Source organism: Microbulbifer okhotskensis, from assembly GCF_023895975.1.
GTDB lineage: Bacteria > Pseudomonadota > Gammaproteobacteria > Pseudomonadales > Cellvibrionaceae > Microbulbifer > Microbulbifer okhotskensis.
On sequence record NZ_JALBWM010000008.1, the window covers coordinates 1 to 11438 of the forward strand.

Here is an 11438-nt window from a genome sequence, read left to right on the forward strand (position 1 = left end):
AGCTGACCGTTCTTTTCCAGGGGATTAACTGATGCACTTCAAAGTTGAATGCAGGCCATTATTATTGGTAATAATCTCAGAAAACTGGAAAAAGCCTTGACTGAGATAACACCCTATAAATCTGCAGATCTAATCCAGGCTGATTTATACCAGGACGATGATATTAAAGGCATTATTGAATACATTGAATCCAGTAATTATCATTTCAAATACTTGGTTAATGCTGCAGGATATTTTAAGCCCACTGCTTTTCTCGAACATAGCAGTGCCGACTACAACACCTATCTTGACCTCAACCGAGCGACCTTTTTTATTAGTCAGGCAGTCGCACATAACATGGTTGATAATGGCACTGGCAGTATCGTGAACATCGGTTCCATGTGGGCAAAACAAGCGATAAAGGCGACCCCGTCCTCTGCTTATTCAATGGCCAAAGCCGGACTTCACGCCCTCACTCAACATATGGCTATGGAACTGGCTGATTATAATATTCGTGTAAACGCTATATCTCCAGCTGTGGTAAAAACGCCAATCTATGAATCTTTTATTGATCCTGAAGAAGTAGATTCTGCACTATCTTCTTTTGATGGATTCCATCCTATTGGCAGAATCGGCATGCCAGAAGATATCGCCAGCGTAATAAATTTCCTGTTGAGCTCAGATGCCAACTGGGTGACCGGTGCCATTTGGGACGTCGATGGTGGCGTAACCGCAGGCCGAAATTAGTTCCGAACAAGGTCCGAAGAGAATATGTAACATCGGACCACAATTACCTGTTGACAATAATATAAGGTAATTCGCCAGTGCTCTTCATTGCGCAAATGTATTAGATTTACAGCAGAAATCTAAACACCTTCGTTACCACCAGAAAGCTCGCGGCCATCAGCTATCGAATAATTATCGATTCTACTTAACAACTGCACAGCGTGATCTTTAGCACGCTGCTGTATCTCTCCTTGCCTGCCATCTACACCGGGGACAAATACCATGTCAAAACTCACTATAGGCTCTTGCCAAACTAGACCACAAAAATCGGCACTCTGTTTAAGTGGACTCAAAAAAGTAGTCATGCTGTCTCCATTACTAGCGCCCAATTGATACGAGCCAGATTCACCACCTACCGTTGTACTCACCAGTAAAGACTTACCACGTAATTTATTGCCTGTGGAGCCATAGGCAAACCCATAAATCATTACTTTATCAAGCCACTCTTTTAAAATCCCTGGAATACTGTACCAATGCAGAGGGTACTGGAATATAATCAGGTCTGCCTGGATCAGAGCTTGCTGCTCTACTTCAACGTCAATATTAAACTCAGGGTAAAGTGAGTAGAGATCCCGCACGGTGATATCGATTTCCCCCTTTATATCATCAATGATAGACTTGTTCGCTATTGAGCGTTCTAGATCAGAATGAGCAAGTACCACAAGTGTTTTCATATTACCTCTTTTCATTGTATGTATTCTATCTGGCCAACTGGAATCCGGTGAGAATAGAGCAATACTTGGGAAAGCGTAAGAACGCACTTTTTTGATATCTAGTACCCTTTTGTATACCTATGTGGAAATCTATGGCTCATACTGACTATCACTGTAATCGTGGCTGCCCGGTGGAGGCCACATTGGAGATCATTGGTGGAAAATGGAAGGGAGCCATTCTTTATCACCTAATTCAAAAGACTACCCGATTTAATGAGCTTCGCCGGCTTATGCCCGACATCACTCAACGGATGCTTACCAAGCAACTACGTGAACTGGAAGCCCGCAACCTTATTGAGCGAACTGCTTATCCTGAAGTACCACCGCGAGTTGAATACTCTATTAGCGAATATGGAAGAACACTCACACCAGCTATTGAGGCTTTACATAGCTGGGGACTAACACACCTGGAAAAGAATAATTTCAATCAGTGATAAGTAGAGGACATTAAATTCTCTACCCTGAAAATTCAATTTCCTGTCTGGGCCTAATAATCAAGATTGGCAATCTCATTAGATACCCAGCTGCCACAGGAGGACTATATCTTTTGTAAAATGATGGCAGCGCGAGAACCAGAAGTTACATAAACGATATACCTGAACCTTATTTTACAGTAATTCTTATAAATAAATCCCTGTTAGTGAACTCTTTATTTGGCAAAGCCAATTCAACTGACTCTCTAGAATTTACATACCCCCGAAACTCAGGGTTAACCTATTCTGATCGCAGCTCCCATATCTTCTTGAAAGGTACCATCGATAGATATACTGTATATTGACGGGTCATTGAATCCCAAATAAGCTCATCCAACCTGTTTGCTTGATGTTGAAAGTAGGCCTCTCCTCAAACCCTGCATTCGACTCTGAAGGTATTTGATGTAAAGAGCCCATTAAAGTCCTGCAATACCCGGCAATAAATATCCGCAAAATCGACAATTACTTCACCAACGGTCCCTACTATTTTCAATTTCATTTTCGGCACCAAAAGCCACAATACTTGAGCTCACATATTTGTATACCAATAGAGAAAAAACCTGTCATCTTTAATTTTTAGCTGACAGGCAATTGGATGGATTAAAATGTAGCAAACAGACAAGAACAAATGTAGGGCCGGAAGATCAAATAATACCAAGCTTTTATTATCATTATTGTCGCACTTTTTGGCATTTATCGAGGCGCCATTTGACACTCAAATAATGCTCCAAGAATAACAACAAAAGGTATCACCAGTTAATTACGGAAGGCATTCAGTTAGCAGTAAAGAACGAGCTAGATGAAAAACGTGAAAAGCCCTGCTCTCCAGGGCTTTTACTACAAAGAAAATCAGCCGACTTCAGCCAGGTTGCCTTTACTCTCAAGCCATTGCTTGCGATCTCCCGCCCGCTTCTTAGCCAGGAGCATATCCAGAAGCTGATCGCTATCATCTTCAGAATCTATGTACAGCTGTACCAGGCGGCGTGTATTTGGGTCCATGGTAGTTTCGCGCAGTTGTAAGGGGTTCATTTCCCCCAAACCTTTAAAGCGGGTTACCTGAATCTTGCCCTTTTTCTTTTCGGCGCTGATCCTATCGAGAATACCCTGTTTCTCAGACTCATCTAGCGCGTAGTAGACCTCTTTGCCAAGATCAATACGAAACAGCGGGGGCATGGCCACATAGACATGGCCTTTAGTGACCAGTGGGCGGAAATGACGCAGGAACAAGGCGCACAACAAGGTCGCAATATGCAATCCATCCGAATCCGCATCAGCAAGAATACAAATTTTGTTGTAACGCAAACCTTCCAAATTATCACTAGCCGGGTCCACACCGAGTGCAACGGCAATATCGTGTACCTCTTGGCTAGCCAGGATTTCGCCTGAATCCACTTCCCAGGTATTCAGAATTTTTCCACGCAACGGCATAATCGCTTGAAATTCACGATCTCGGGCCTGTTTGGCAGAACCACCTGCAGAGTCTCCCTCTACCAGAAACAGTTCCGAGCGCGAGGTATCACCACTGGAGCAGTCCGCCAGTTTTCCCGGTAGCGCAGGTCCCTGGGTCACTTTTTTTCGTGCAACTTTCTTTGCTGAGCGCATTCGTTTCTGTGCGTTACTTATGCAAAGTTCGGCGAGTTTGTCACCCTCTTCAGTGTGCTGGTTCAACCACAGACTAAATGCATCCTTGGCAACACCTGAAATAAAAGCGGTGGCCTCACGGGAGGAAAGTCTTTCCTTGGTTTGACCAGAGAATTGTGGATCGGCCAGTTTGGCAGAAAGGACATAGGAGCACAGGCTCCAGATATCTTCCGGGCCCAGTTTGATGCCGCGGGGCAGCAGGTTGCGAATTTCGCAGTACTCGCGCATGGCATCCAATAGACCTGCGCGAAGGCCATTGACGTGGGTTCCCCCTTGAGCGGTCGGAATCAGGTTAACGTAGGACTCTGCAGTAACCTCACCGCCCTCCGGCAGCCACTGTACAGCCCAATCCGCGGTTTCTGTCGAGGCAGAAAAATTTCCAACAAAAGGCTCCGCCGGTAAGACTTCCCAGCCCTGGTTGGCAGCCGCCAAATAGTCTTTGAGGCCATCTTCGTAATACCACTCATCGGACTCACCATCCAACTCATTGATAAAAGTAACCGTAAGACCAGGACAGAGTACCGCCTTTGCGCGGAGCAAATGGCGCAAGCGAACAACAGAGAATTTAGCGGAATCAAAATATTGGGGGTCCGCAAGAAAGCGGACACTGGTACCGGTTGTGCGCTTAGCACAATCCCCTATCACTTCAAGGTCGGAAGCTTTATCCCCGTTTTGAAAGCCAATTCGATGGACCTTACCATCACGCTGAATAGTGACTTCCAGCATTTTAGACAGGGCGTTTACCACCGACACACCAACGCCGTGGAGACCACCGGAGAACTGGTAATTCTTATTGGAGAACTTACCTCCGGCGTGCAGGGTTGAAAGAATCACCTCCACTCCGGGCCGCCCCTGTTCGGGATGGATATCTACGGGCATACCGCGGCCATTATCGCTCACGGTGAGCGATTGGTCTTTATGCAGTACCACTTCTATTTTTTTAGCGTGTCCAGCGAGTGCTTCATCGACACTGTTATCGATCACTTCCTGGGCCAGGTGATTAGGGCGTGTGGTATCGGTATACATACCGGGACGCTTGCGCACCGGGTCTAGCCCTGTGAGTACCTCAATATCTTCGGCGGAATAATTAGCCATGGTTTTTTATTGATTACTGCTCGTTAAATAAAAATTCGATGATGGGATCGCAATAAGGTGCGAACTTCTGAAAACTGTGATCACCACCTTCTTCAATCGTTTGGCGCTGCCCCTGATAAAAACGTTCCGCATCGCGGTAGTCCAGGACTTCGTCGCCGCGCTGGGCAAGTAGCCAGTAACGGCTTTGCAGCGGATTTTCAATCTCGCCTTCAAGCTGCTGCATCACATCCACGTCGGCTTGCGTGAGACAGTACTCCTCTGATTCGCCACTATAGGGCTGCAAAGCCTTCCCCACATAAGCCGGTATAAACCGCCCGGGGCGTACAGCGGGATTGATCAGGGCCGCCGGCAACTGGAAACGCTCTCCCAAATAAGTGCTCCAAAAGCCCCCCATAGAGCTTCCCACCAAGCCAACCGGGCCTGCGTTGGAGAACTCTTCCACAAGCCTGACCAACGATTGCGCGGCTATGGCCGTATACGGGGAGATCTGGGGAGCACAGAAGATGATGTGCGGGTATTCAGCTTTGAGCCGCTCCCGCATCAACTGGCACTTTAAGGACAGTGGTGACGAAAGAAAGCCGTGCAGATAAATCAGCAGCGGCCTTCCCTGAAGGTCGTTAGTTTGCATAGACGGTGATTATAGCGCCCATATCGCTACTCGGGGGCCTCTATATAGTCAGAAGCCGCAAACAAAGCCGAGATCAGAGCAGAGTGCGATTCAAACTGGCAAAGGCACGGCGCATATCTACACGCATATCAGACCAGAAGGTGACGCTGGTAAAGCGCTCCAAACGCCCGCCGGGACCAGGCCCGCCAAAGTTCTCACCGATATCGCGGCGGTCGCGGAACCGTAGTACTGGATTGCCTTCGCGGTCGTACAAGGTACCCACCAACACTCCGTAGGCGCTCTGTTCTGTGTACACACGCCATGCCCAGGCTGAGGGCTCCAGCGGCGCGGCTACGGAGAATTTCTCCAGAGACAACGAAAGGGTGTAATCCGCCTCCTGCTGGTCCGCCACCACAACGCTATTTCGCGGCGCGAGAAATTTTTCCGCAAAGGTCCTGGCCAGCAGTGCATTCATCTGCTGCAGGTCCTTTTGATCCAGCTCGTAATCCTTTTCCCGGTAACTATTGCGAGGCACCGAGGAAAAACGCTTGGTGTAACCGATCTCAACTGGTGCCACAAAGACCTTGGCCCCACTCATATCAAAGGCAAAAGCGGCTGCAACTTCATCCAAACCGCTGGACCTGGGCGCTAACCCCTGACTATCGACTTGCGAGGCGGCTTCAACAGGTCCGATTTGCCCTCGCTGACTGGGTTCTTGTGCGCAAGCACCGATGAGTAAAGCCGCACTGATAAACGGCAGTATAAATAATTTGGTCATTGTTCGATTCCTCACTTCCTGATGATATTCATCCGGCAATCGAAGTACCTGAAAATACACTGGAAACACAAAAATATCTGTGCCCACGCATGTATTTTACCAGCACCTAAATACTGCAAGTGATCCCGGTACTCCCCACAAAAAACAAATATGACCGCAGGCCTAGGGCCATAAAATCAGAGGGGAATCCATTGTACGGTGGAGGTATAAAAAAAATAAAGGTAAGTTCGTTAAGAATGGTTTTTCCATCTGCTCTCTGATACATATCCACCTGACAGCGAGCATTGCCAGGTGGATATGTATCTAGTACCCGGATGAAGCCAGGTCGACAGAGTATTTTGAAATTTCCACTCGCTCTACCCCTGTGCGGTAACTACCATCTTCACACAAATCGAACCAACGGTAGCCGGGCATTTCTTCATCAACCGCAAAAGGCCCACTGCCAGGCGTAAATTGCACTGACGTAGAGGGTGTTGCATGCAAGCCAATACTTCCTTCGCGGCTGTCAAATTGCTGGTGCACATGCCCCCAGACCAGCCCTTTGACATGGGGTGCCTGCGCTACCATTTGCAGTAGTTGCTCGCGTCCATCGCGCAGCATATGCCCATCAATCCATTTGCTGCCCACCTGTACCGGCTGGTGGTGCATCATGATCATTACCGGATTGTCGCGGGTCTCCCACAGCAACAATTGCAGGCGCTCAAGCTGGGGATCACTGAGACCACCACAAATCTGGTTCTCGACACTAGTATCCAGTAACAACAAGCGCCAGTTACCCAAGGAGACCATCTCGGTGCTGCGATTAGGAGCCAGCTGCTTCATGCGCTTACTCAGATCATGGTTCCCCGGTAACCAATACCAGGGTTTTTGAACCAAACGCATTTTTTGTAAAAAACGACGATACGCGGCCTCTGCGCCATTGGCACTGATATCTCCAGTCGCCACCAACATCTGTGCTGACTGCTGCTTGGAAACGATTGCGGCCAGTACCTTGTCCAGGGTATACCCCGTATCCAGTCCCAGTAGCTGATAGTCCGGGCGACTGCCGATATGTGGATCTGTTATCTGAATCAGACGATATGAGTTAGCCCTACCGGGCTCCATAGGCTTATTGTGCTCGCGAATCACTTGCTCACCTTGTAATCACATCCATGTGTTCTACTGCAGAATTAAAATTTCCGGCCATCCAGCACTAAATCAAATTCTGCGCGACCGTTTGCGAGACAGTATTCAAGCCATTCGCCGAGAAAGCGGTTAGCCTGCGGTCTCTCATCTGCGCGCTGCATACGGGGATTTGGATAAGCGGTATCTACTCCTTTTCCGCCCACCGGCCCAAGGCCATTGACTGTAATCACCTCTGCCATTCGCGCATCGTGATAGAGACGCGCGGTCAAATTTGGCGGTTCCAGCCAGCAGCACTCGCCGAGGCTTGCCTCCGCGCTCAGTAACACTTCCGTCGTGTACTTAGAGCGCGCCGCCACTCTCAGAATCAGGGTGCCACCGGGCATTTGATATCGCCATAACTCTCTCTCAGAGAGATCTGGCAGCAACCTGATTAGGCGAAGGTAGTTTGCGTCGCAGTCGGCATGATAAGACGGTAAATCCACTCGATATACAGTCTTGCCGTTGCCATTTGGCGACATTTTCATCCGCTTGCGCTGACGCGCGCTTGCCTCGCCTATTAGAGCCATTATCAACACTCCGATTCTATTACCGCCGTGATTTACATCTCAGTTTACGTCTCGTACAGGTAAAGTGACGCAAGACACTGTGACCGATCAGGCAGGTGGCGTCATATGCGTAAATTTCTCCCGATTTAACTCTAGCCACTGCATGGAGATCAGCGTAGTGGCATTGTCGATCGGGTTTTCTCCAGGTGCGTAATTTCCCCGCATTGCGTCTACAATATTCTGACGTGGAAATACTCGCAGGCGAATATCCTCATTTTCCTCGGCCAAACCAAAAATTCCCTCCGCACCCTGCAGATCCACCAGGGCGCAGTAGAGATGTATTCGCTCTGAGCTACCGCCGGGACTGGGGATGTAACTGTGAATAAAGTGCAGGTCGCGGACACTAGATCCCGCCTCTTCGAGCACTTCTCGCCGCGCCACATCCTCTAAACTCTCTCCTTCCTCAACCATACCGGCAACCACTTCCAGGCACCAGGGCCCCGCTGAGCGCTTGATTGCACCGGTGCGAAATTGCTCGGTCAGAGCCACCAGGTCGCAGCTGGGGTCATAGAGGAGCACACCGACAGCCTCACCGCGCAGAAACAGTTCCCGCTCTATTTCCTCGCTCCATCCCCCGCGAAACAAACGGTGTCGCAGGCGCAGGCGGACCATAGTAAAAAAGCCCTTAAATACGCTTTCACTAGAAATTATTTCCACTGAATCAGAAGAAAACGCCGGATCTAAATCAGATCGACTGTCGTTTTTTGGCATGGTTCGGCTTTCCTTATATCCCACTTTTGCTGCACGCCTTCCACGACAAGGCGGGGGGATCAGCTGTTATACTCTGCGCCCACCGTACCAGCCCCTGACTACAGAGGCTATCCGTGTTGAATTTCAAGAGTGCACAACATGAGAGTGCTGAATATCGCCTACCAACAGCTGCGGCGCTATGGCAATACAAGGGTTAGCTGGGCCCAGAAGCTCACCTTCGGCCTGATAAAGAACAACCACTACACCCAGGTGTTTAGCGATCGCGATATCGCTGCCTTTGAAGCGCCATTCGGTATTCGAAATTTGGGCGTAAAAAAAGCAAACCGACGCTTAATGGAAACTATTGAGGCTTTTGAACCAGATCTGGTTATCGCCGGTCACTGCGATATGATCACCAATGACACTTTAAAAGCGATCAAGCTGCAACAGCCCAACTGTTTTATCGCGCACTGTAATAATGACCCCCTTTTCGTACCCAGTAATGTTGAACGCATAAAATACCGTGCTGAAGTGGCAGATGCCGTTTTCGTATCCACTGGGCGCCGGGAGCTGAAAATATTTGAGGGCATTGGCGCACGTGTTTATCACATGCCCAATCCGATTGAGCCCTCAATTGAAAACCTGAATAACGCGCAGCGCACAGACTTGGCCATCGATCTGCTGTTCTGCAGCAACAGTAATAATTTTACCCAACGCTTACAGATGGTTAAGAACCTGAAAGCAGCCCTGGGGGATTCACTGAATTTTAAAACCTACGGTAGCTTTGGCGAGGCACCAGTGTGGGGCCGCGACTACGATCGCGCCCTCGCACAAACGAAAATGGGACTAAACTTTAACCGCCAGGACACCCACTACTGGTATTCCTCTGCGCGCATGGCTCAGCTGGCGGGCAACGGCATACTACAGTTCACCAGTGACAAGCTACATTTCGACGAATTACTACCGGCAGAAAGCGTGGTCTATTTTTCCGATGAGCAGGACCTTCTGACAAAAATTCGCGAATTTAAAGCTGACGATGCCAAGCGACGCGCTTGGGCCACCCGGGCAAGAGAGTTTTTCCACACCGAGATGAACTCGAAACTCTATGCCCAGTACATCGTTGAAGCCACTAGCCTGCAGCCCTTTAGCCATGACTATGCTTGGGCGCACGACATCAATCTGGATGGCACGCTCAAATAGAGCGCCGTCAGATCCATCAGATCAAATGCGATAGATTATGAGTAACAACCCTATTCGAGTGGCACAGATACTCGCCGGTGCCGAGCACGGTGGTGCGGAAAATTTTTTTGTGCGTCTCGTCAGTGGATTAAACCCCCGCAGTGAAATCACTGAAAAAGCTTTTATTCGTAACCATGATCACCGGGTGCAGGCGCTGCGTGGCAACGTCGTTGAAACCGAGGGATTTAAATTCGGCGGTAAATTGGATTTTATTGGCCGAAAAATATACAGAGAGGCCCTCCACCATTGGCAGCCGGATATAGTAATGACTTGGATGGGGCGCGCTACGACGATCACCCCCAATTCCAAGGACTACATTTTGGTCAGCCGGCTGGGCCACTATTACAACCTGAAATACTACCGCCATGCAGATTATTGGATCGGCATCAGTAAAGGAATTTGCCAGCATTTAGTCGATGGTGGAATCCCCAAAGAGCGGATTTTCCATATCCCCAATTTTGCCGATGAAACCCCAGTAAAGCCCCTGCCCAGAAATAGCTTTGACACCCCTGAGGATAAACCCCTGATATTGGCTGCGGGGCGCCTGCACATTAATAAGGGCTTTGACACCCTGCTGCACGCCTTCAAACAGATTCCCAACGCAACTTTGTGGTTAGCGGGTAGCGGTCCTGAAGAGAGCAAGCTGAAATCTCTCTGTCAGAAGCTCGGCCTCGAGCAGAGAGTTCGTTTCCTCGGTTGGCGCAACGATGTCACCGCGTTGATGCGCACCGCAGATTTATTTGTGTGCCCATCGCGACACGAGGGCTTAGGTTCTATCGTCATGGAATCCTGGGCACACCGCTGTCCAATAGTGGCGACCGACTCCCAGGGACCCGGTGAAGTCATCACCAGCGGCAAGACAGGCCTTATCACTCCTATCGACAATGTCGCCGAACTTGCCAAAGCAATAAAATCAGTGATTGAAAGCCCGGCGCTGCGCCAGAGCCTGATTGAGAACGCTGCAGATGAGTATGCAAAGACTTATTCCAAGCAGGTTATCGTCGATTCCTATATTGAGCTCTACGACAAACTGATGAAACAAGATCGCTAGGCCCGCAAAGCCAGCCACTGCACCAGGGTGGCTGGCTTCACTTTACAGTTCGTATTGACCTGTTGAGATCCAGAAATAAAAAACGCGGGTTTATTGGTAAGCCGGCGGCAGGTCTCGCAATAATTCGTTGACACCGTTAGCGATCAGGCGTTGGCGCTGCTCTATGCTATCTGGCCGAGTTAGTAATTCACTCGCCCTCCCCCCCCAAATGATTGCACCTCCCGGGCGTCCAATCCCCACACTCATAATAACCAGTGGCGCATCCGTGAGTGGCGGTAACTCAACCACATCTTGCGGCGCATTACTGTCAAATTGCTTGTCCCAGCTGGGATCTCGAGTATCACCGGAAAAGAATTCATCCACTACCGCGACTTGGTAATCCACAACCATATCCGCATCCTGCTCCTGAGTTACCTGTCGATAGCCACGCTCTTGCATTTCAGCAGCGACGGTATCGCGCATTTCCTCATCCAGTTCCACCAATTGCGCTGAGGCATCCGGCGTGCCACTCAGTGGCGCCACGCCCCATTTATAAGTAGAAAACGCGACCGGTGGCGCTCCAGGGACTGCTCTCTCTACCTGTATTTCCTGGCAACCTGCCAATAGCAGCAAGCCAAATAGACCTGTGAATAAATAGCGCATAAAAACTCCTATAT

General features: G+C 49.3%; 12 protein-coding genes. 4 read left to right on the plus strand and 8 right to left on the minus strand.

The window, feature by feature from the left end; genetic code table 11:
• Positions 1 to 48 precede the first annotated feature (48 nt).
• Positions 49 to 726 (plus strand): SDR family NAD(P)-dependent oxidoreductase, encoded by a 678-nt coding sequence (locus tag MO867_RS03230; protein WP_252464560.1) that lies wholly within the window; start codon positions 49 to 51, stop codon positions 724 to 726.
• A gap of 119 nt (positions 727 to 845) precedes the next feature.
• Here the strand turns inward: MO867_RS03230 and MO867_RS03235 are convergent, their stop codons facing one another.
• Positions 846 to 1439, minus strand: a complete 594-nt coding sequence (locus MO867_RS03235; RefSeq protein WP_252464562.1) for an NAD(P)H-dependent oxidoreductase — start codon at positions 1437 to 1439, stop codon at positions 846 to 848.
• Between the two features lie 131 nt (positions 1440 to 1570).
• Here MO867_RS03235 and MO867_RS03240 point away from each other — a divergent pair, with 131 nt between their 5' ends.
• Positions 1571 to 1912 (plus strand): winged helix-turn-helix transcriptional regulator, encoded by a 342-nt coding sequence (locus MO867_RS03240; RefSeq protein WP_252464564.1) that lies wholly within the window; start codon positions 1571 to 1573, stop codon positions 1910 to 1912.
• Between the two features lie 888 nt (positions 1913 to 2800).
• On the opposite strand, the gene parE is transcribed toward MO867_RS03240, so the two are convergent.
• The 6 genes from parE to MO867_RS03270 form a co-directional block, all read right to left on the minus strand.
• Positions 2801 to 4687: a DNA topoisomerase IV subunit B gene (gene parE / locus MO867_RS03245; RefSeq protein ID WP_252464566.1), complete on the minus strand. Its 1887-nt coding sequence runs from the start codon at positions 4685 to 4687 to the stop codon at positions 2801 to 2803.
• Positions 4688 to 4700: 13 nt separating this feature from the next.
• A complete protein-coding gene (locus tag MO867_RS03250) occupies positions 4701 to 5315 on the minus strand; it encodes a YqiA/YcfP family alpha/beta fold hydrolase (protein WP_252464567.1) in 615 nt (204 codons plus the stop codon).
• Positions 5316 to 5388: 73 nt separating this feature from the next.
• A complete protein-coding gene (locus tag MO867_RS03255) occupies positions 5389 to 6072 on the minus strand; it encodes a hypothetical protein (RefSeq protein WP_252464569.1) in 684 nt (227 codons plus the stop codon).
• A 303-nt stretch (positions 6073 to 6375) separates the two neighbouring features.
• Entirely contained in the window at positions 6376 to 7200 is an 825-nt protein-coding gene (gene cpdA / locus MO867_RS03260) for a 3',5'-cyclic-AMP phosphodiesterase (RefSeq protein ID WP_252464570.1), read from the minus strand.
• 41 nt (positions 7201 to 7241) lie between these two features.
• Positions 7242 to 7763: a DUF1249 domain-containing protein gene (locus MO867_RS03265; protein ID WP_252464571.1), complete on the minus strand. Its 522-nt coding sequence runs from the start codon at positions 7761 to 7763 to the stop codon at positions 7242 to 7244.
• An 87-nt stretch (positions 7764 to 7850) separates the two neighbouring features.
• Positions 7851 to 8513 carry an NUDIX domain-containing protein gene (locus tag MO867_RS03270; protein WP_252464573.1) on the minus strand — a complete coding sequence of 221 codons (663 nt, stop codon included), beginning with the start codon at positions 8511 to 8513 and terminating at the stop codon, positions 7851 to 7853.
• Between the two features lie 138 nt (positions 8514 to 8651).
• Here MO867_RS03270 and MO867_RS03275 point away from each other — a divergent pair, with 138 nt between their 5' ends.
• Together MO867_RS03275 and MO867_RS03280 are read left to right on the plus strand one after the other, a co-directional pair.
• Positions 8652 to 9692 carry a glycosyltransferase family protein gene (locus MO867_RS03275; protein ID WP_252464575.1) on the plus strand — a complete coding sequence of 347 codons (1041 nt, stop codon included), beginning with the start codon at positions 8652 to 8654 and terminating at the stop codon, positions 9690 to 9692.
• 37 nt (positions 9693 to 9729) lie between these two features.
• On the plus strand, positions 9730 to 10782 hold the full coding sequence (locus MO867_RS03280; protein WP_252464577.1) for a glycosyltransferase: 1053 nt from the start codon (positions 9730 to 9732) through the stop codon (positions 10780 to 10782).
• Positions 10783 to 10872: 90 nt separating this feature from the next.
• Here MO867_RS03280 and MO867_RS03285 read toward each other — a convergent pair whose 3' ends face one another.
• Positions 10873 to 11424, minus strand: coding sequence for a DUF4136 domain-containing protein (locus MO867_RS03285; protein WP_252464578.1), 552 nt, complete (start codon positions 11422 to 11424; stop codon positions 10873 to 10875).
• Positions 11425 to 11438: the final 14 nt, after the last annotated feature.

Excerpts from the sequence above, each read along its gene's own strand:
- MO867_RS03230 (WP_252464560.1), top strand. The coding sequence starts at position 49 with ATGCAGGCCATTATTATTGGTAATAATCTCAGAAAACTGGAAAAAGCC.
- MO867_RS03235 (WP_252464562.1), bottom strand. The coding sequence starts at position 1,439 with ATGAAAACACTTGTGGTACTTGCTCATTCTGATCTAGAACGCTCAATA.
- MO867_RS03240 (WP_252464564.1), top strand. The coding sequence starts at position 1,571 with ATGGCTCATACTGACTATCACTGTAATCGTGGCTGCCCGGTGGAGGCC.
- parE (WP_252464566.1), bottom strand. The coding sequence starts at position 4,687 with ATGGCTAATTATTCCGCCGAAGATATTGAGGTACTCACAGGGCTAGAC.
- MO867_RS03250 (WP_252464567.1), bottom strand. The coding sequence starts at position 5,315 with ATGCAAACTAACGACCTTCAGGGAAGGCCGCTGCTGATTTATCTGCAC.
- MO867_RS03255 (WP_252464569.1), bottom strand. The coding sequence starts at position 6,072 with ATGACCAAATTATTTATACTGCCGTTTATCAGTGCGGCTTTACTCATC.
- MO867_RS03265 (WP_252464571.1), bottom strand. The coding sequence starts at position 7,763 with ATGGCTCTAATAGGCGAGGCAAGCGCGCGTCAGCGCAAGCGGATGAAA.
- MO867_RS03270 (WP_252464573.1), bottom strand. The coding sequence starts at position 8,513 with ATGCCAAAAAACGACAGTCGATCTGATTTAGATCCGGCGTTTTCTTCT.
- MO867_RS03275 (WP_252464575.1), top strand. The coding sequence starts at position 8,652 with ATGAGAGTGCTGAATATCGCCTACCAACAGCTGCGGCGCTATGGCAAT.
- MO867_RS03280 (WP_252464577.1), top strand. The coding sequence starts at position 9,730 with ATGAGTAACAACCCTATTCGAGTGGCACAGATACTCGCCGGTGCCGAG.
- MO867_RS03285 (WP_252464578.1), bottom strand. The coding sequence starts at position 11,424 with ATGCGCTATTTATTCACAGGTCTATTTGGCTTGCTGCTATTGGCAGGT.